This is a genomic window from Actinomadura flavalba DSM 45200 (genome assembly GCF_000374305.1).
Classification (GTDB): domain Bacteria; phylum Actinomycetota; class Actinomycetes; order Streptosporangiales; family Streptosporangiaceae; genus Spirillospora; species Spirillospora flavalba.
On the sequence record NZ_KB894093.1, the window covers coordinates 1,403,816 to 1,423,362 of the forward strand.

Consider the following 19,547-nt stretch of genomic DNA (forward strand, 5'->3'; position numbering starts at 1 on the left):
GTCAGACCGCGATGCGGGCGCGGCCCTTGTTGCGGCGCGAGGCGAGCACGGCGCGGCCGGCGCGCGTGCGCATGCGAAGCCGGAAGCCGTGCTTCTTGTGGCGCCGGCGGTTGTTCGGCTGGAAAGTACGCTTGCTCACTTCGAGGCTCCAGGTGCTGCGGTCGGTCGGGAAAGTGTGAAAGCCGCGCATCGCGGGTGGTGCGTTCGGTCCCCCGCAGCGGGGGCCCGTCCAGCAGGAGCTCGGCGGCTTTGCCAGCGGGCACGCGTCATCTCCGTCGATGCGTATCGACCTCAGCACGTTACGGGCTGGCCCGCGCCGAGGTCAAACGGAACGCGTCCGGCGGTCCCGGTCATCCCCAACCTGTGGACAACTGCCAGTGCGCGACGGGACGGCCGGGTCGGCGGCGGGGCACGGGCGGATCAACGTCCCACAGGCGCCCGCGCGGCACGAGGCGCCATGCCGCGACGCGGCGCGGGAACCCGGAACGGACGCGGGAAGTGTGAATCGCCCGACTTCGGCGAGACGCCGCACTTCGCCGGAAAGAGGGCAGCTCCGAGGGCGTACAAGGGCGGGCGGAGCCGGGGGAAAACGGTCAGAGCGGGAAGCGGTGTTCGTGTTGCGGGACGGTCAGGGCGCCGTTAGGGTCGTGACACCGAAGCCGCCCACTCCCGTCGATCCGGCCGCGCCGCATTCCGGCACCGCGATCTGCGGCTTCCCGCCCCAGCCGCGATTTCCGCCCCTGCTCGCCTTTGTGCACACGCGTTGTACACAGGGAGCCCCCGAGTTGTGCACAGGTTGTGGACAACTCTGTGGACAACTCGTGAGAGAGTTAGGGCTTCCGCGGCGTCACCGTGCTCCCTGAGACGGCCCGAACCCGTGGTTCGACCAGGCCGGACGCCGACTCCGGTGAGCGGAGATGCAGGAGGGGCACTTGCGCATGGACGGTCAGGACCTCAACGCAGTCTGGGCCCGCACCCTGTCGTCCCTGGGCGAACGGGACCTGGCCCCGAGCTACCGCGCCTGGCTGCCGATGGTCCGTCCGCTCGCGCTCGTCGAGGGCACCGCGCTGCTCGCCGCACCCAACGAGTTCGCCAAGGACGCGCTGGAGACCCGGCTGCGCGACCTCATCACCCAGGCCCTCTCGCACGAGCTCGGCCGGGAGATCCGCGTCGCGGTCACCGTGCAGCCCGAACCGCCCGGCCCGCCCGCCGAACGCGAACCCGCGCCGGACAAGTACGCCGCCGAGCCGCCCTACGGCGAGCCCGCGTACGAGCCGTCCTATGAGAAGGCGCCGTACGAGAAGTCCTACGGCGGCGACCGCCGGGACGAGCGCGGCTACGAGTACCCCGACTACGCCGAGCGCGGCTACCCCGAGCAGCAGCAGTCCTACGGCGACCAGGGGTTCGGCGGCCGCTCCGCGCCCTACCCCCCGGCCGAGGAAGAGCGCGGCTGGCCGCAGGGCGACGCCGACCGGGGCGGGTACCCGGCCGCGCCGCCGCCTCGTCCGCCCGCGTACGGCGGCGGGCGCGGATCTTCCCCGTTCGGCGAGCGCACCGGGCCGCAGCCCTTCCCGGCGCCGCGCCGGCCCGCCGGCGGCGAGGCGCCGCGCGGCGAGCCGTTCGAGCCGTCCGGCCCGCCCGCGCCGTCCCACCTGAACGACCGCACGCTCGGCGCCCCCCGCCCCGGACGCGCCGAGCCGCCGAGCGAGCCCGCCGCCCGTCCCGGCGACGAGGGGTTCGGCGGCGACCAGGGCTTCCGGCCCCCGCCGGCCGAGGAGGGCGAGGCGCGCGGCAAGGGCGGCGGCGCCGGTGAGCACGCCCGGCTCAACCCCAAGTACACGTTCGAGACGTTCGTCATCGGCTCGTCGAACCGGTTCGCGCACGCGGCGGCCGTCGCCGTCGCCGAGCAGCCCGCCAAGGCGTACAACCCGCTGTTCGTCTACGGCGACTCGGGCCTCGGCAAAACGCACCTGCTGCACGCGATCGGCCATTACGCGCAGAGCCTCTTCAACGGCGCCCGCGTCCGTTATGTGAGCTCTGAGGAGTTCACCAACGACTTCATCAACTCGATCCGCGACGGCAAGGCCGACGGTTTCCGCCGCCGCTACCGGGATGTGGACATCCTCCTCGTCGACGACATCCAGTTCCTGGAGGGCAAGGAGCAGACGCAGGAGGAGTTCTTCCACACCTTCAACACGCTGCACAACGCCAGCAAGCAGATCGTGATCTCCAGCGACCGTCCGCCCAAGGAACTGGTGACGCTGGAGGACCGGCTGCGCAACCGCTTCGAATGGGGCCTCACCACCGACGTGCAGCCGCCCGAGCTTGAGACGCGCATCGCGATCCTCCAGAAGAAGGCGCGGCAGGAGGGGCTGGCCGCTCCGCCGGACGTCCTGGAGTTCATCGCCTCGCAGATCGCGACGAACATCCGCGAGCTGGAGGGCGCGCTGATCCGCGTGACCGCATTCGCCAGCCTCAACCGGCAGTCGGTCGACATGAAGCTCGCGGAGATCGTGCTGAAGGACCTTATCCCCAACGACTCCGGACCCGAGATCACAGCCCCGATGATCATGGCGCAGACTGTGGAGTACTTCGGGACGACGATCGAGGACCTCTGTGGACCGTCGAGGTCGCGGATGCTCGTCACCGCGCGGCAGATCGCGATGTACCTCTGCCGGGAGCTGACCGAGCTCAGTCTCCCCAAAATCGGACAGCAGTTCGGCGGCCGCGACCACACCACCGTGATGCACGCCGAACGTAAAGTCCGCAGCTTGATGGCCGAAAGGCGGGCCATCTACAACCAGGTCACCGAGCTGACCGGGCGGATCAAGCACCAGGCCCGCAAGCGCTGATCGACTTCCGTTCCCCGCCCACAGCCTGTGGATAACCCTGGGGATTTTCGTGGATAACCCCGGGGATAACCTGCGGATAACTTGAGGACAACCCGTGGACAGTTTCCCTCCGCCTGGGGACGACGGCCCGGCATCATGGGGACGGACCGGTGGACAACCTGGGGACACGCTGTGGACGCCTGGGGACGACCGACCCCGACGATCTTCCCCGGGCCGTCACCCCGCTCCGAGGCTGAGGAAAACCGGTGGACAACCGGTGGATGACGTGGGGACGAGCTGTGGGGAGGAGAATCTCATCCCCAGGCACGACGGCTCCGTCCACCGGTCATACACAGCCCCGGTGGATGAAAATCCGCGGCCTGACCTGCACGAACACAGGTTGTCCACGGTATCCACAGCACCTACTACGAGTACTACCCCTTATCTCTCTCAAGAAAAATGAACAGCTCAAATCAGGGCCTGGGGACAACGCGCTCCGAGCGCGCTCCCGGGGCTCCGAACCTCATCGAGGCCGACACCCACTGGAGGCGGGTCCCTTGAAGTTCCGCATCGACCGAGACGCCCTGGCCGACGCCGTGGCCTGGACGGCCCGCACCCTCCCGGTGCGCCCCCCGGTGCCCGTGCTGGCGGGCATGCACATCGAGGCGGGCGACCGGCTGAAGCTGTCGGCGTTCGACTACGAGGTCTCCGCGCAGGTCTCCACCGACATCGAGACCGAGGAGCCCGGCACCGGCCTGGTCTCCGGGCGGCTGCTCGCCGAGATCTGCCGCAGCCTTCCTCCCCACCCTGTGGAAGTCACCACGGACGGGGCCAAGGTGATGCTCCGCTGCGGCAGCGCGAAGTTCACACTGTTGACGATGCCTGTGGAGGACTACCCGACGCTGCCGGAGATGCCGCCCGCCGCGGGCGCCGTCGGCAGTGACGAGTTCGCCGCCGCCGTCGCGCAGGTCGCCATCGCCGCCGGGCGCGACGACACGATCCCGATGCTGACCGGCGTCCGCGTGGAGATCGAGGGCGAGACCGTCACGCTCGCGTCCACCGACCGGTACCGGCTCGCCGTCCGCGAGCTGCACTGGAAGCCGGAGCGGCCCGACTTCTCCGCCGTGGCGCTCGTCCCGGCCAAGACGCTCGCCGACACGGCCAAGTCGCTGACGTCCGGCGCCGAGGTGTCGATCGCGCTCGGCGGCCAGGGCAGCGCCGGCGAAGGCATGATCGGGTTCGCGGGCGGCGGGCGGCGCACGACGTCGCGGCTGCTCGACGGCGACTTCGTCAAGTACCGGTCGCTGCTGCCGTCGGAGTACGCGGGCCTCGCCGAGGTCCACACCGGGCAGTTCATCGAGGCCGTCAAGCGCGTCTCGCTGGTCGCCGAGCGGAACACGCCCGTGCGGCTGTCGTTCAGCCAGGGCCAGGTGGTGCTGGAGGCGGGCACCGGCGACGAGGCGCAGGCCGTCGAGGCGCTGGAGGCCACGCTGGAGGGCGAGGACATCGACATCGCCTTCAACCCGGGCTTCCTGCTCGACGGGCTCGCCGCGATCGGCTCGGACACCGCGCGGCTGTCGTTCACCACGCCGACGAAGCCCGCCGTGCTCACCGGTAAACCGCCGCAGGATGGGGAGAACCCCAACTACCGTTACCTGATCATGCCGGTGCGGCTGACGGGGTGACGAGCGGCTGTGGATATCGGCAGGGACGCGCGTTAGGGGAGTGAGCATGCAACTGGGCATGATCGGCCTGGGCAGGATGGGCGGCAACATGGCCGAGCGGCTGCGCCGCGGCGGCCACGAGGTCGTCGGTTACGACCGTGATCCCGGCGTCACCGACGTCGGCTCCCTGGCCGAACTCGTCGAACGCCTGGAACCGCCGCGCGCCGTGTGGGTGATGGTCCCGGCGGGCGAGCCGACGCACGAGACCGTCCACAGCCTGGGGACGGTGCTCTCCCCCGGCGACGTGGTGATCGACGGCGGCAACTCGCACTACGTCGACGACCAGAGGCACGGCGAGGAACTGCGCGCCAAGGGCATCGGCTTCGTCGACTGCGGCGTCAGCGGCGGGGTGTGGGGGCTGGAGAACGGCTACGCGCTGATGGTCGGCGGCGACGCCGCCGACGTCGAGCGCCTGATGCCGGTCTTCGACGCGCTCAAGCCGCCCGGGGAGTTCGGCTTCGTGCACGCCGGGGAGATCGGCGCGGGCCACTTCGTGAAGATGGTCCACAACGGCATCGAGTACGCGATGATGCAGGCGTTCGGCGAGGGCTACGAGCTGATCGAGGCGTCCAAGATCGTTACGAACGTGCCGGAGACGTTCCGGAGCTGGCAGGAGGGCACGGTCATCCGGTCCTGGCTGCTGGACCTGATGAACCGCGCCCTGGCCGACGATCCCGAACTCGACGCGATCCGCGGGTACGCCAACGACTCGGGCGAGGGCCGCTGGACGGTCCAGGCCGCCGTCGACCACGCCGTCCCGCTCCCGGCGATCACGGCGTCGCTGTTCGCCCGGTTCGCGTCCCGCCAGGACGACTCGCCCGCGATGAAGGTCGTCGCGGCGCTGCGCGGGCAGTTCGGCGGCCACGCCGTCGAGTCGGCCAAGGGCGCCGACTCCCCCGGCGCCGACGTCGAGCCGCCGCCCACCTGATCCGCCCTTCGGCCGGAGCCCGCCCGTCCCGGCGGCGGGTCCGGCCGGGCGGGAGGGGCGCGGCCGGCGCCACGTTGGCCTACGCTCGTCTCTCGTGCACGTCGCCCACCTCTCGCTCCAGGACTTCCGGTCGTACCCCACCGCCGAGGTGGAGTTCGAGCCGGGCGTCACCGCGTTCGTGGGACCGAACGGGCAGGGCAAGACGAACCTGGTCGAGGCCGTCGGGTACGTCGCCGCGCACGGCAGCCACCGGGCGTCCTCGGACGCGCCGCTGGTGCGGCAGGGCGCGCCGCGCGCCATCGTGCGGGCGGCCGTGGTGAAGGACGACCGCCGCGCCCTCATCGAGCTGGAGATCAACCCGGGCCGGGCGAACCGGGCCCGGCTGAACCGCTCGCCGGTGCCGCGTCCGCGCGAGATCGTCGGCATGCTGCGCACCGTGCTGTTCGCCCCCGAGGACCTGGCGCTCGTCAAGGGCGACCCGGGCGAGCGCCGCCGCTTCCTGGACGAGCTGCTGACGCTGCGCACCCCCCGGTTCGCGGGCGTCCGGTCGGACTACGAGCGCGTGCTGAAACAGCGCAACGCCCTGCTGAAATCGGCCGCCGCGCACCGCCGCTCCCCCGGCGCGGAGGTGCTCGCGACCCTGGACGTGTGGGATTCACATCTGGCCCGGGCGGGCGCCGAGCTGCTCGCCGGGCGGCTGGAGCTGACCACCGCCCTGCGGCCCCTCCTCGCCGACGCGTACACGGCTCTCGCTCCGCACGGGGGTGCGGCCGACATGCGGTACAAGAGCTCGCTCGGTGACGTCGAGTTGTCCACAGACCGTGCACAACTCGCCGAGCAGTTGCTCGGCGGCGTCGCGGAGGCGCGCAAGCAGGAGCTGGAGCGGGGCGTCAGCCTCGTCGGGCCGCACCGGGACGAGCTGGTGCTCGGCCTCGGGGACCTGCCCGCCCGGGGCTACGCCTCGCACGGCGAGTCGTGGAGCATCGCGCTCGGGCTGCGGCTGGCGGCATTCGATCTGTTGCGTTCCGATGGCGATGACCCCGTTCTGATCTTGGACGACGTGTTCGCGGAGCTGGACGCGGGGCGCCGCAGCCGGCTCGCCGGGATGGTCGCCCCCGCCGAGCAGGTGCTCATCACCGCGGCGGTTCCGGCGGACGTGCCGGAGGAGCTCTCCGGCGCGTCCTACGCGGTCGCCGACGGCAAGGTCACCCGCGCATGAGCGTGCCAGGAGAGGAGCCCGCCATGGCGGAAGATCCACAGCCTGTGGATAACTCCGCGCCCGCGAAGTCCGGCATCGAGCTGGCGCGCGAGGCGCTGGCCCAGGCGAAGGCCGACGCGCTCAAGCGCGGCACGCTCCCCGGCCAGGGCAAGCGCAAGGGCCGCCGCGTCCCCGGCCCGGCGCGCGGCGGCTCCCGGGGCGGCGACCCGAAGCTGTTCGGCTCGGCCATCCGCGAGCTGATGGCCGACCGGGGCTGGGAACAGCGCGCCGCCGTCGGCGGCGTCTTCGGCAACTGGCCCGGCATCGTCGGCCCCGAACTCGCCGAGCACACCCGCCCCGACCGGTTCGAGGACGGCGAGCTGACCGTCCTCGTCGACTCCCCGACGTGGGCCGCCCAGGTCCGCGCACTCGCGGGACAGCTCGTCCGCCGCCTCAACGAGGAACTCGGCCAGGGCACCGTCCGCCGCGTCAAGGTCGTCGGCCCGTCCACCGGCCCCCGCCGCACGGGCGCCTGGCGGGCGCGCTAATTTTTGCCGCGCTGTGTTGTTTTGCCGCGCCTTCGGCGCGGCGGGGTCAGGGCCCTTTTGGCGCCGCCGCAGAGGCCATGATCATCCTCCCTTCGGTCCGGAGGATCATGGCCTCTGCGGCGGCGCGGCCCTGACCCGGTCGGGGTTCACGTCGACCACGGGGTTCGGGTCCTCCCCCCGGACGGGTTCGCCACGTGTATCGCCGCTGGTGGGGGGCTTGCAGGTGCTCGGGGGCGGAGTGTCGGTGGCGGGTGGGAACATCTGTTCGGGAGGAAGAGATGGGATTCCGTCGCGAGCGCGCCGTAGGCCAGGGAGACCCCCAGGGCCAATGGGGGGATGTGGCTCCGTGCCCGTCCGGGCGCTACACGAGCGCACAGCGCTCGTCAGTGCCACTTTTTCGCCCACGAACCGGTAGAATGAGCAGTGGGTTCAGGATGCTGCGCCGCCTTGGGTCGCCCGGGGCTCGGTCGGACTCGACCAGAGCACGTGGGCGCCCTTACGTGTGTTACGGGGCACACCGCGTTCTCCAGCGCGGGGGCGGCGGGTCTCCCCGGCAGGAGGATCTCCTTTGGCGTACGACGCTAGTTCGATCACTGTCCTCGAAGGTCTCGAGGCGGTCCGCAAACGACCGGGCATGTACATCGGATCGACCGGGGAGCGCGGGCTCCACCACCTCGTGTACGAGATCGTCGACAACTCCGTCGACGAAGCCCTCGCCGGCTACGCCGACACCATCGACGTGGTGCTGCTCGCCGACGGCGGCGTCCGCGTCCGCGACAACGGCCGCGGCATCCCCGTGGGCGAGCACCCGGTGGAGAAGCGCCCCGCCATCGAGCTCGTCCTGACGACGCTGCACGCGGGTGGCAAGTTCGACGGCAAGTCCTACGCGGTCTCCGGCGGCCTGCACGGCGTCGGCTCGGCCGTGGTGAACGCGCTGTCGACCCGGCTCGACGCCGAGGTCCGCACCGACGGGCACTACTGGCGCCAGTCCTACACCTGGCAGGGCGCCACCGGCCCGCTGGAGCAGGGCGAGCCGACCGACGAGACCGGCACGCAGATCACCTTCTGGCCCGACGGCGACATCTTCGAGACGCTCGAATGGAACTTCGAGACGCTGTCGCGGCGCATGCAGGAGATGGCGTTCCTCAACCGGGGCCTGTCGATCTCGCTGCGCGACGAGCGGCCCGACTACCTCGTCGCCGAGGATTCCGAGGACGAGCCCGCCCCCCGCGAGGTCAGCTACCACTACGCGGGCGGCATCGAGGACTTTGTCCGCTACCTCAACAAGACCAAGGACGCCGTCCACGACTCGGTCATCTACTTCGAAGACCACGTCGAGGGCATGTCCGTCGAGATCGCGATGCAGTGGAACGGTTCGTACTCCGAGTCCGTCCACACGTTCGCGAACACGATCAACACGGCCGAGGGCGGCACCCACGAGGAGGGGTTCCGCGCCGCGCTGACGACGATCGTCAACCGCTACGCCCGCGACAAGGGCATGCTGCGCGACAAGAAGGACGAGAACCTCACCGGCGAGGACGTCCGCGAGGGCCTCACCGCGATCATCTCGATCAAGCTGGCCGATCCGCAGTTCGAGGGCCAGACCAAGACCAAGCTCGGCAACACCGAGGCCAAGTCGTTCGTCCAGAAGGCGTGCAACGAGCACGTCCGGGACTGGTTCGAGGAGAACCCGGGCGAGGCCAAGGAGATCATCAACAAGGCGACGCAGGCGGCCCGCGCCCGCATGGCGGCCCGGCAGGCGCGCGACCTCACCCGGCGCAAGAGCCTGCTGGAGTCGACGTCGCTGCCCGGCAAGCTGTCGGACTGCCAGTCCACCGACCCGTCGCGCTCGGAGCTGTACATCGTCGAGGGCGACTCGGCGGGCGGCTCGGCCAAGGGCGGCCGCGACCCGCACTTCCAGGCGATCCTGCCGATCCGCGGCAAGATCCTCAACGTCGAGAAGGCCCGGATCGACCGCATCCTCAAGAACAACGAGGTACAGGCGATCATCACGGCGCTCGGCACGGGCGTGCACGACGAGTTCGACATCGAGAAGCTCCGCTACCACAAGATCATCCTCATGTCGGACGCCGACGTCGACGGCCACCACATCAACACGCTGCTGCTGACGCTGCTGTTCCGCTTCATGAAGCCGCTGATCGAGGCCGGGCACGTCTTCCTGTCCCAGCCGCCCCTGTACAAGATCAAGTGGGACGCGCGCGGCGTCGACGCCGACTACGTCTATTCCGACGCCGAACGCGACGCCACCATCGAGGCCGGTATCGCCGCCGGCCGGCGCGACCCGCGCCCCCGTGACCAGGTGCAGCGCTTCAAGGGCCTCGGCGAGATGAACCCCAGCGAGCTGTGGGACACCACGATGGACCCCGACCGCCGCCTGCTCCTCCAGGTCCAGCTCGACGACGCCGCCCAGGCCGACGAACTGTTCAGCGTTCTCATGGGCGAGGAGGTCGAACCCCGCCGCGACTTCATCCAGCGCAACGCCAAGGACGTGCGTTTCCTGGACATCTAGCGCCGGCCGACGACTTCCCTTTCCCACCACGCAGAAGAGGTCTTGCACAGTGACGGACGTGACCACCGAGGGCGGCTCCCCCGAGCGGATCGAGCCGGTCGATCTCCAGGTCTCGATGCAGAAGAGCTACCTGGACTACGCGATGTCGGTCATCGTCTCGCGGGCACTGCCGGAGGTCCGGGACGGGCTCAAGCCGGTGCACCGGCGTGTGCTGTACGCGATGTACGACGGCGGCTACCGCCCCGACCGCGGGTACTTCAAGTGCGCCCGCGTCGTCGGCGACGTCATGGGCAACTACCACCCGCACGGTGACTCGGCCATCTACGACGCGCTCGTCCGGCTCGCCCAGCCGTGGTCGATGCGCTACCCGCTCGTCGACGGCAACGGCAACTTCGGGTCGCGCGGCAACGACCCCGCCGCCGCCATGCGGTACACCGAGTGCCGCATGGCGCCCCTGGCGATGGAGCTGCTGCGCGACATCGACAAGGAGACCGTCGACTTCTCCCCCAACTACGACGGCCGCTCGCAGGAGCCGGACGTCCTGCCGTCGCGGTATCCGAACCTGCTCGTCAACGGGTCGGCGGGCATCGCGGTCGGAATGGCGACGAACATCCCCCCGCACAACCTGCGCGAGGTCGCCGAGGGCGTCCAGTGGTACCTGGCGAACTTCGGCACCTCCGACGAGGAGCTGCTCGAAGCGCTGATCGAGCGGATCAAGGGGCCGGACTTCCCGACCGCCGGGCTGATCGTCGGCCGCAAGGGCATCGAGGAGGCGTACCGCACCGGGCGCGGCTCGATCACGATGCGCGCCGTCGTCGAGGTCGAGGAGATCCAGAACCGCACCTGCCTCGTCATCACCGAACTGCCGTACCAGGTCAACCCCGACAACCTGGCGACCAAGATCGCCGATCTCGTCAAGGACGGAAAGCTTGACGGCATCGCCGATGTCCGTGACGAGACGTCCGGCCGTACCGGGCAGCGGCTCGTCATCGTCCTCAAGCGCGACGCGGTCGCCAAGGTCGTCCTCAACAACCTGTACAAGCACACCCAGCTCCAGGAGACGTTCGGCGCGAACATGCTGGCGCTGGTCGAGGGCGTGCCCCGCACGTTGCGCATCGACCAGTTCATCCGGTATTGGGTCGAGCACCAGATCGAGGTCGTCGTCCGGCGCACGCGCTACCTGTTGCGCAAGGCCGAGGAGCGCGCCCACATCCTGCGCGCCCTGCTCAAGGCCCTCGACCGCATCGACGAGGTCATCGCGCTGATCCGGCGGTCGCCGTCGGCGCAGCAGGCGCAGCAGGGCCTGATGGGCCTGCTGGAGATCGACGAGATCCAGGCGCAGGCCATCCTCGACATGCAGCTCCGCAAGCTCGCCGCCCTGGAGCGTCAGGCGATCATCGACGAGTACGACAAGCTCATGGCGGAGATCAACGACTACAACGCGATCCTCGCCTCCCCCGAGCGGCAGCGGCAGATCGTCGCGGACGAGCTGGCCCCGATCGTCGAGAAGTTCGGTGACGACCGGCGCACCGAGATCATCCCGTTCGACGGCGACGTGTCCTATGAGGACCTGATCGCGGAAGAGGACGTCGTCGTCACGATCACCCGCGGCGGCTACGCCAAACGCACCCGCACCGACCAGTACCGCGCGCAGCGGCGCGGCGGCAAGGGCGTGCGCGGCGCGCAGCTCAAGCAGGACGACATCGTCGACCAGTTCTTCGTCACGACCACCCACCACTGGATTCTGTTCTTCACGAACAAGGGCCGTGTGTACCGGGCGAAGGCGTACGAACTGCCCGACTCCAACCGGGACGCGCGCGGCCAGCACGTCGCGAACCTGCTCGCGTTCCAGCCCGACGAGCACATCGCCCAGGTGATGGACCTGCGCGACTACGCCGTCGCGCCCTACCTCGTGCTGGCCACCAAGCGCGGCAAGGTGAAGAAGACGGCGCTGACCGACTTCGACTCGCCGCGCACCGGCGGCATCATCGCGATCAACCTGGCCGACGACGACGAGCTGATCGCCGCCCGGCTCGTCTCCGGCGACGACGACCTGCTCATGGTCTCCACCGGCGCGCAGGCGATCCGCTTCCCCGCCTCCGACGAGGAGCTGCGCCCGATGGGCCGCGCCACCAGCGGCGTCATCGGCATGCGGTTCGAGGGCGAGCAGGACGTCCTCAACATGCTCGTCGTCCGCGACGACGTGCACGACGTGCTCGTCGCCACCGAGGGCGGCTACGCCAAGCGCACCCCGATCGACCAGTACCCTCGTCAGGGTCGTGGGGGCAAGGGGGTCCTCACCGCTAAGATCGTGCAGACGCGCGGCAGGCTGGTCGGAGCGCTGATGGTCGGCCTGGAGGACGAGGTCTTCGCGATGACGTCCAGCGGTGGCGTGATCCGCACCCGCGCTGCGGAGATCAAGCAGTCCGGCCGGCAGACCATGGGCGTCCGCCTGATGAGCCTCGCCGACGGCGGCACGATCGTCGCCATCGCGAGGAACGTAGAGTCCGATGTGGACTCGGACGACGCCGAGGGCGAGGGGCCGGCCGGTGAGTGACGGCCCTGAGTTCGCGCCAGGCCAGGAGGACACGTGAGCACCCAGCCCGGGGACGACAAGGGCCGGACCGGCGAACCCGCCGAGGAGTCGGGGGAGCACGCGGTCGTGCCGGGGGCCGGGCCGGACGGTGACGCCGCCCCGGTCGCCTCCGACGACGACGCGCCGGACAAGCCCGCGGCCGCCGACGACGACCCGCCCGCGCCGTCGTCCGTCGAGGACACCGTGATCGACCGGCCCGCCGTGCCGATCGCCCCGGTCGCCGACGAACCGGCCCCGAGCTGGACGACTCCCGCCGAACCGGCCGACTCGCTGTCGAACCGGCGCACCGACACCCCGGTCCGCGCTGAGGCCGGGGGCGGCCCGCGCGAGTCGTCGGGGCGGAGCGGGTTCGCGGCGACCGCCGTGAAGGACCGTCCGTCCCCGCCGCCGTCGGCCACCGCCGCCGGTGGCACGGTGAGCGCGGCGGCCGGGAACGGCGCGTCGGCCCGTCCGGGCGGCGGCGGGAAGCCCGCGCGCAAGGCGCAGTTGCAGCTCGCGCGGCTGGAGCCGTGGTCGGTCATGAAGTTCAGCTTCGTGATGTCGCTGGTGTGCTTCGTCGTGCTGCTCGTCGCCGTGACCGTCCTGTACATCATCCTGGCGGGCCTCGGCGTCTTCGACGCGATCGGTGACACGGTCAACAGCCTCACCCGCAACGAGGCCGGCGACGGCGTCGACGCGGGCAACTGGTTCTCGTTCGCCCGGATCTTCGGCTACACGGCCATCGTCGGGGCACTGAACGTCGTCCTCATCACCTCCCTGGCCACCGTCGGCTCCGTCATCTACAACCTCGTCGCCGAGATCGTCGGCGGCGTCGAGGTCACCCTGAAGGAAGCCGAGTGACCCACCCTGCCGCCCACGCGAATTGATTACCGGTTCCTCCACCGGATGAGGTAATCTCTCGTTGCGCGCCCACGAGGCGGCAGGTTGCGGGCCTATAGCTCAGTCGGTTAGAGCGCATCCCTGATAAGGATGAGGCCGGTGGTTCAAGTCCACCTAGGCCCACTCGGAACTGGGACCCCTTGGTCGCCGCTAGCGGCTTCCCCGGGGTCCCTTCGTCATTTTGCCCGGGGGGACGACCCCCCGGAGCCCCCCGGGTGGGGCTCTTCGCCCCACGCCCCATCTGCGTGGGCTGGGCGCTTGTGGGTCAGGGCTCGGTGGGGCGACGGGGACCTGGACGGCGGGGGGGCGGACATGGAGTACAGGACGCTTGGTGCGTCGGGGTTGAAGGTCTCTCGTTTTGCGATCGGCACTCTTACGGCCGGGCATGATCCGGCGTTCGCGGCCGTGGCCGGGTTGGGCGCCGACGACTATCGGCGGTTGTTCGACATCGCGTTCGACGCGGGCGTCAATCTCGTCGACACCGCGAACATGTACTCGTCCGGCGAGGCCGAGGAGATCACCGCGCGGGCGCTGGCGGGGCGGCGGGACGACGTCGTCCTGACGTCCAAGGTGCGGATGCCGCTGGGCGACGGCCCCAACGACGGCGGCGCGAGCCGGTTCCACATCCTGCGGGAGGTGGAGAACAGCCTGCGGCGGCTGCGGACCGACCACCTCGACCTGCTGTACCTGCACCAGTGGGACGGCGTGACGCCGATCGAGGAGACGCTGTCGGCGCTCGACACGCTCGTCCGGGACGGGAAGGTCAGGTATGTCGGGACGTCGAACTACAGCGCCTGGCAGCTCACCAAGACCGTGCTGCGCGCGCGGGAACTGGGCCTGACGGCGCCGGTCGTCCAGCAGATGTACTACACGCCCGAGGCGCGGGAGATCGAGTACGAGATCCTTCCGGCGGCGCTCGACCTCGGTATCGGCACGTTCGTGTGGAGCCCGCTCGGGGAGGGCCTGCTGACGGGGAAGGTGCGCCGGGGCCGGGAGACCCCGCCCGACACGCGGCAGGGGACGGACTGGCCGGAACCCCACGTCGTCGACTGGGAACGCGCCTACCGCATCATCGACAAGCTGTCCGACATCGCGGACGCCCACGGCGTCTCGATCCCGCGCGTCGTCCTGTCCTGGCTGCTGCGCCGCCCCGGCGTCACCGGCATCGTCCTCGGCGCCCGCTCCGAAGCCCACCTCCGCGACGACCTCGCGGCGCTCGACCTCGACCTGGGTCCGGCCCACACCGCCGAACTCACCGACATCTCCGCCCTTCCGGCCTACTACCCCTTCTGGCACCGCGCCCTCAACGCCACCGACCGCCCGGACCCCGCCGAACGCCCCTTCCTCAACGGCTTCACCCGCTGACCGCCTCGTCGCCCGGATACCAGGCGACGTGCCGCTCCCTCGCCTCGGCGCGCAGCACCTCGCGCAACCGCTCGCCGCCCCGTCCGCGTGTCTTGACGGCATGACAGTTCGGGCACAGCGCCACCATCGCGGCCGGATGGTCCCGTCCACCGGCGGCGTGGTCGTCCACGTGGTCCACTTCCAGGAGCGGCGCTCCGTCGCGCGTCACGTCGTCCGGCTGGCCCGCGCACGCCGGGTTCTCGCAGCGCCCGCCGGACCGCAGCAGCACGGCCTGCACCGACGCCGACGAACGCACCCGGGCCTCACGGACGTCGATCCGGCGCCGCTCGTGGTGCCCGGCGCGCTCGGCCGCCCGAATCGCCGCACACCGCCGGACGTACTCCTCCACAGGGCTCGGCGGCTGCGCGCCGAGCGCCGTGGACACCGGCCCGAGCCCGACGTCCCGCAGCAGCTCCTCCGGCACCGCGCCGTCGAAGAACCGTGCGCCGAGCAGCGCCGTCACACCGTCGCGCGTGGCGGGCGAAACCTGCACGGCCTCGGCCGCCCATGCCGCCAGTCCGCCGCGCGGGTCCTGCGCGTCCATCCACCCGCGCGGCTCCCCGTGCGCGGCCGGACGCTCCCCGGCGTACCCGGACATCTCCCAGAAGTCGTGCCGGGCTAGCGCCAGCAGCGGGTACTCGGCGCTCGGCCGCGCGCCGTCCCGCCCGTACTCCCGCAGCAGCCCCCGCAGCTCCACCCGCGCCTCGCTCCATCGCACGAGCCGCGCCCGTCCTCGGACGGCCCGCCCCATCGCCCACAGAACGACGATCGGCTGATGGCGCGCGGGTCCGGCATCGGTCGGCTGGACCCGCAGTGAGGTGAGGGCTTGGACGAGGTCCCGCGTGGGCCCGGTTCCGTCCGTGACGGTGAAGCCGAGGCTCTCCAGCAGCCGCGCGACGGTCTGGCGTCCGCCGCTGAACTCGTCGGCGGTGAGGGGGCGCCCGGTCGCGTGCCCGTACGCGGCGCCGACGACGGCCTTGGAGTCGTAGTACCGGCCCTCATGGTGGACGAAGTACTGCCGCGCCTCGGCGAAGCCGTAGGCGGCGAGGAAGGCCGCGCGGCCCAGGCGATCGAACTCCGCGAGGGCCGCCAGGACGTGCGTGCGCGTGATCGGGGCGAGGTTCACGAGGGTCAGCGTAGGGAGGTGTCGCGCAGGGGTGGATGTGCGGTGGGTCATGTGTACGATGCGGGCGATATGTACGGTGCACATCAGTGGAGGTTCTCGGTGGACGGTTCGGCGCAGGGTGGGGTGTTGGCGGGGGCTGAGCGGGACGCGATGCGGGGGATGTTGCAGGAGGCGGCGATCAACGCGGCGCTCGGGATGGAGATCGACGAGCTGGGGGACGGGTACGCCGTCCTGGTGATGCCGGTGGCGGAGGCGGCGTTCAACCATGTGGGGCGGCTGCACGGGGGTGCGGTGGCCGCGCTGGTGGATCAGGCGGCGGGGACGGCCGCCGCGCGGGCCGGGGGGCTGGACCCGGCGCGGCAGACGCTGGTGACCGTGGATCTGCACGTGCGGTACCTCGGGCGGGCCCGGGGGGCCTTCGTGCGGGCGCGGGCCGAGGTGCTCAAGGTGGGGCGGCAGATCATCACCGTCGAGTGCAGGGTCACCGACGAGCACGGGGCGCTCGTCGCGGCCGGGGACTTCTCGATGATGATCGTGCCGCTCGGCGGGAACGGGGCCGGTCCGGCCGCCGGCTGAGCCCGCCGGGGCCGATCACGGTGTGGCGGCTGGTGGTCGGCGGGCGGGCGGCGGATCGTGGTCGTGCACAGGTCATGATCTGGGGATAACGCTGCGTACAACGTGTGGACACGGAAACGCACAGGCGGCGCGGGGCTGGGCACAACGTTATCCACAGGCTGTGGATTCTGCTGTTCATGGCCGGATGACCTGCGACGTTGACGTGCATGACCGCGATCCACCGGTGGACGAGGCGGTGGACAACTCTCGTCCACCGTTTCCCGAGGCTGGGGATCGTCCTCGTCCACATGCTGGGGACGAAGCCGCGTCGTCCACCGTTCCCGGGCGGGCGCGCGCCGGTTGTGCACAGGGCGCGAAAGGTGGGGTTTCCCCCACCCGGGTTCTGGTGGCGGCACCGCTGTGCGCGGCGTCCGGACGCGATGGGATCGGACCATGCAGACGACGTTGGTCCCCCTCCGCGCCCTGCGCGTCGTGCTCGGCGCGCTGACGGGCGGTGCCCTGATCGCCGGGCTCGTCCACGAGTCGCCGGCGCGGATCGCGGTCGCGGAGCTGACCGGCTCGGGGACGCGGTGGACCGCGGCCTGGAGCACCGACGTGCGGCCGCCCGGCACGGCCGCCGCCGCGGACTGGTCGGCGCGGGGCTTCGAGCGGGAGACGCTGCGGCAGATCGTGCCGCTGAACGCCGGGGGCGACCGGGTGCGCGTCCGGCTGTCCAACCGGTACGGCGCGCAGCCGCTGCGGATCACCGCGCTGAGCGTCGCGCGGTCCGCCGGCGGGCCCGCGGTCCACCGCGACAGCGTCCGCCTGCTGCGCTTCAGCGGTGCGCCGGGCGTCGTCGTCGCGCCCGGGACGGAGGCCGTGTCCGACCCGCTGCCGTTCACGGCGCGGGCCCGCGACCGGCTCGCGCTGACGGTCGCGTACGCGCGGGCGACCGGCCCGGCGACCTACCGGCCGTCCGCGTCGTCGGTGTCCTACCGCGCGGGCGGCGACCACGTGACGGACGCGCCGGGCCGGATCTTCACCGACTTCAGCGCGGCCTGGTACCACCTCGCCCGGGTGGAGACCGCGGGCGTCGCGGCCTGAGCACACCCGGCGCCGGGTGTGGACCGCACCGGCGTGTCGCGTAGGCGAGCGGGCGCGGGCGCGGTCGGCTTGGGGACAACGCTGGGGACGACCGGTGGGCAACGTTGTCCACCGGTCCGGCGGCCATGTGGACGAGATTTGCCCACAGCCTGTGCACAACCGGTCGCCGACCGCGCGGGACGGACGCGATGTCGCTGGTCAGAGAGTTATCCACCGGAGGCTGGCGCGGGCCGAACCTGTTGATCAAAATGGGGACGGGACGTGGACAGCCGGAATCGCTCCGATGCACAGGCTGTGCACACACGTTATCCACAGGCTGTGGAAACAGTGGGGTGAAATCGGGAGCGGCGCACGCGTCCGGCCACGGGGGCCGGAGGCGGCGTGCGAGCGTCCGGTATGTGCCGTGAGCTGCGCGGGCACGCCGACGCCGGGTGTCGGCGTCCGCACGTCCCGGGCTGCGGAAGACGCGACCCAAGCCTGTGGATAAATGCGAACGTGTGTTCGAGTGCCTGGTAGGGTCCGGGGCCATGGGGCACCTTCTCAACGAGCCGGTCGTCGCCGAGCACGACGCCGTCGGCCGGCTCACCGCGTACCGCTGGCGGGGCGAGCGGTACACCGTCGACGCCGTGATCAAGAGCTACGAGGCCCGCGCCTACCGCGTCCGCGTGACGGGCGAGGCGGGCAGCGCCGTGGTCGAACTCGGCCGCGACGCCGACCGCTGGCGGCTGCGCCATGTCTTCCCGGCCTGAGCCGGGGGCGTCAGCGTTTGCCGCGCTGCGCCGCGGCCAGGTCGCGGCCGACCTGGGCGCCGCCGGTGCGGCGCTGGACGGCGGCGGCGAACGACGGCGCCACGCCGCTGATCGCCGCGCCGAGCCGCAGCGCGAGCGGCGCGACGTCGGTCTCGGCGGTGTCGCGCTCGATCGCGCGGACGGTCGCGCGGGCGACGTCGGCGGGCGTCCTCGTCCCGACGCCGAACGGCAGCGTCACGCGCGCGTCGGCGAACATCCCCGCGTCCCGGATGAACCCGGGAAAGACGGTCGAGACGCCGACGCCGTGCGGACGCAGGTCCTCGCGCAGCGCCAGGGCGAAGCCGCGCAGCCCGAACTTGGTCGCGTTGTAGAGGCTGGCGTGTCCGGATGCGGCCTTGCCCGCCAGCGACGACACGAACACCAGGTGCCCGGTGCGGCGCGCGACCATCCGCTCGGCGGCCAGCTTCGCCATGACGATGGGCGCGCGCAGGTTGACGTCGAGGGCCCGGTCGATCGCGTCGACCGGGTAGTCGCTGAGGAGCCCCGACGCGGGCAGCGCCGCGTTGGCGACGAGGACGTCGATCTCCCCGGCGGCGTCGAGCAGCGCGGCGGGGGCGTCCGGCTCGGCGAGATCGGCGGGGACGGCGGTGCCGCCGAGGCGTTCGGCGAGCGGCTCCAGCACGTCGATGCGCCGTCCGCTGAGGACGACGTGCGCGCCGCGCCCGGCGAGCGCCGTCGCCAGCGCCGCGCCGATGCCGCCGGTCGCTCCGGTCACGAGCACTTTGGCGCCTTCCAGCCTCATGCGGGGGATTGTTCCATCACCGTCCGTCTCTCGGTAGGGCCGTGCGGTCGGTCGTTTTCGCGCCGAGTTCGGATGTTGGGTCCGATACCGCCGAGCGGGTGCGGGGCGCCGTCCCGTGGTTGCTAGGCTGCGAGGAGCCTGGGGGGAAGGTTCGCCCGTGATCCGTCCGAGATCTCCAGGATGGACTTCATAGTCGAAGGTGAAGGGGTCCCGATCGTGAAGAAGCTGCTTGTTCTCGCCGTGGTCGCCGTGGGCGGTCTCGCCGTCTGGCGCCGGCTCCAGCAGGACCGCGCCGAGCTGGACCTGTGGACCGAGGCCACCTCGTCCGAGAGCTGATCCGGCTCCGCATCGGCGATCCGCGCGCGACCCGAGCGGACCCCGGCGTGACCGGCACGGCGCCCCGCGCGCCCGCCCGGTTCCCGCCGGGTTCCCCGGCGTCTCCGCCGGGTCGCCGCCACAGGTAAACTGGTCCCGTCTCGGGGCCGTAGCTCAATTGGTAGAGCATCTGCTTTGCATGCAGAAGGTCTGGGGTTCGATTCCCCACGGCTCCACCCACGAAGACGCCCTCCGGGG

General features: G+C 71.3%; 16 protein-coding genes and 2 tRNA genes. 15 read left to right on the top strand and 3 right to left on the bottom strand.

Going from position 1 to position 19,547, the window contains the following annotated elements:
• Position 1 precedes the first annotated feature (1 nt).
• Entirely contained in the window at positions 2-139 is a 138-nt protein-coding gene (rpmH, locus tag C229_RS0106365; RefSeq protein WP_018654246.1) for a 50S ribosomal protein L34, read from the bottom strand.
• Positions 140-917: 778 nt separating this feature from the next.
• On the opposite strand from rpmH, the gene dnaA reads away from it, so the two are divergent.
• The 10 genes from dnaA (at position 918) to C229_RS0106415 (ending at position 14,599) form a co-directional block, all read left to right on the top strand.
• Entirely contained in the window at positions 918-2,852 is a 1,935-nt protein-coding gene (gene dnaA / locus C229_RS0106370) for a chromosomal replication initiator protein DnaA (protein WP_026313496.1), read from the top strand.
• A 536-nt stretch (positions 2,853-3,388) separates the two neighbouring features.
• Positions 3,389-4,516, top strand: a complete 1,128-nt coding sequence (gene dnaN / locus C229_RS0106375; RefSeq protein ID WP_018654248.1) for a DNA polymerase III subunit beta — start codon at positions 3,389-3,391, stop codon at positions 4,514-4,516.
• 46 nt (positions 4,517-4,562) lie between these two features.
• The gene (gene gnd / locus C229_RS0106380) at positions 4,563-5,483 is read left to right on the top strand and encodes a phosphogluconate dehydrogenase (NAD(+)-dependent, decarboxylating) (RefSeq protein WP_018654249.1); all 921 of its coding nucleotides are present in this window, start codon (positions 4,563-4,565) and stop codon (positions 5,481-5,483) included.
• A gap of 94 nt (positions 5,484-5,577) precedes the next feature.
• The gene (gene recF, locus C229_RS0106385; RefSeq protein WP_018654250.1) at positions 5,578-6,702 is read left to right on the top strand and encodes a DNA replication/repair protein RecF; all 1,125 of its coding nucleotides are present in this window, start codon (positions 5,578-5,580) and stop codon (positions 6,700-6,702) included.
• 23 nt (positions 6,703-6,725) lie between these two features.
• Positions 6,726-7,229 carry a DciA family protein gene (locus C229_RS29650; protein WP_051108876.1) on the top strand — a complete coding sequence of 168 codons (504 nt, stop codon included), beginning with the start codon at positions 6,726-6,728 and terminating at the stop codon, positions 7,227-7,229.
• Between the two features lie 589 nt (positions 7,230-7,818).
• The gene (gene gyrB / locus C229_RS0106395) at positions 7,819-9,759 is read left to right on the top strand and encodes a DNA topoisomerase (ATP-hydrolyzing) subunit B (RefSeq protein ID WP_420804642.1); all 1,941 of its coding nucleotides are present in this window, start codon (positions 7,819-7,821) and stop codon (positions 9,757-9,759) included.
• Positions 9,760-9,808: 49 nt separating this feature from the next.
• Positions 9,809-12,316, top strand: coding sequence for a DNA gyrase subunit A (gene gyrA, locus C229_RS0106400; protein ID WP_018654253.1), 2,508 nt, complete (start codon positions 9,809-9,811; stop codon positions 12,314-12,316).
• 33 nt (positions 12,317-12,349) lie between these two features.
• Positions 12,350-13,195, top strand: a complete 846-nt coding sequence (locus C229_RS0106405; RefSeq protein WP_018654254.1) for a DUF3566 domain-containing protein — start codon at positions 12,350-12,352, stop codon at positions 13,193-13,195.
• 88 nt (positions 13,196-13,283) lie between these two features.
• Positions 13,284-13,357 (top strand) — tRNA-Ile (locus C229_RS0106410).
• 282 nt (positions 13,358-13,639) lie between these two features.
• Positions 13,640-14,599: an aldo/keto reductase gene (locus tag C229_RS0106415; RefSeq protein WP_018654255.1), complete on the top strand. Its 960-nt coding sequence runs from the start codon at positions 13,640-13,642 to the stop codon at positions 14,597-14,599.
• Here C229_RS0106415 and C229_RS33430 read toward each other — a convergent pair.
• A complete protein-coding gene (locus C229_RS33430; RefSeq protein WP_155884620.1) occupies positions 14,589-15,764 on the bottom strand; it encodes an HNH endonuclease signature motif containing protein in 1,176 nt (391 codons plus the stop codon). The genes C229_RS0106415 and C229_RS33430 overlap by 11 nt on opposite strands.
• A gap of 123 nt (positions 15,765-15,887) precedes the next feature.
• Here C229_RS33430 and C229_RS0106425 point away from each other — a divergent pair, with 123 nt between their 5' ends.
• The 3 genes from C229_RS0106425 to C229_RS0106435 all read left to right on the top strand — a co-directional run bounded on the left by C229_RS0106425 (position 15,888) and on the right by C229_RS0106435 (position 18,172).
• Positions 15,888-16,340, top strand: a complete 453-nt coding sequence (locus tag C229_RS0106425; protein WP_033424123.1) for a PaaI family thioesterase — start codon at positions 15,888-15,890, stop codon at positions 16,338-16,340.
• A 432-nt stretch (positions 16,341-16,772) separates the two neighbouring features.
• Complete coding sequence (locus C229_RS29660) at positions 16,773-17,423, top strand: hypothetical protein (protein ID WP_018654257.1); 651 nt, start codon at positions 16,773-16,775, stop codon at positions 17,421-17,423.
• Positions 17,424-17,950: 527 nt separating this feature from the next.
• Positions 17,951-18,172 (top strand): hypothetical protein, encoded by a 222-nt coding sequence (locus C229_RS0106435; RefSeq protein WP_018654258.1) that lies wholly within the window; start codon positions 17,951-17,953, stop codon positions 18,170-18,172.
• A 10-nt stretch (positions 18,173-18,182) separates the two neighbouring features.
• Here the strand turns inward: C229_RS0106435 and C229_RS0106440 are convergent, their stop codons facing one another.
• Entirely contained in the window at positions 18,183-18,974 is a 792-nt protein-coding gene (locus C229_RS0106440) for an SDR family NAD(P)-dependent oxidoreductase (RefSeq protein ID WP_026313499.1), read from the bottom strand.
• Positions 18,975-19,190: 216 nt separating this feature from the next.
• Here C229_RS0106440 and C229_RS35255 point away from each other — a divergent pair, with 216 nt between their 5' ends.
• Complete coding sequence (locus C229_RS35255) at positions 19,191-19,310, top strand: DLW-39 family protein (protein WP_240487094.1); 120 nt, start codon at positions 19,191-19,193, stop codon at positions 19,308-19,310.
• A gap of 142 nt (positions 19,311-19,452) precedes the next feature.
• Positions 19,453-19,525: transfer RNA gene (locus C229_RS0106450), tRNA-Ala, on the top strand.
• Positions 19,526-19,547: the final 22 nt, after the last annotated feature.

Bases quoted from the DNA above. Each gene is read 5' to 3' on its own strand.
- dnaA (WP_026313496.1), top strand. From the start codon at position 918: ATGCAGGAGGGGCACTTGCGCATGGACGGTCAGGACCTCAACGCAGTC.
- gnd (WP_018654249.1), top strand. From the start codon at position 4,563: ATGCAACTGGGCATGATCGGCCTGGGCAGGATGGGCGGCAACATGGCC.
- C229_RS29650 (WP_051108876.1), top strand. From the start codon at position 6,726: ATGGCGGAAGATCCACAGCCTGTGGATAACTCCGCGCCCGCGAAGTCC.
- C229_RS29660 (WP_018654257.1), top strand. From the start codon at position 16,773: ATGCAGACGACGTTGGTCCCCCTCCGCGCCCTGCGCGTCGTGCTCGGC.
- C229_RS0106435 (WP_018654258.1), top strand. From the start codon at position 17,951: ATGGGGCACCTTCTCAACGAGCCGGTCGTCGCCGAGCACGACGCCGTC.
- C229_RS0106440 (WP_026313499.1), bottom strand. From the start codon at position 18,974: ATGAGGCTGGAAGGCGCCAAAGTGCTCGTGACCGGAGCGACCGGCGGC.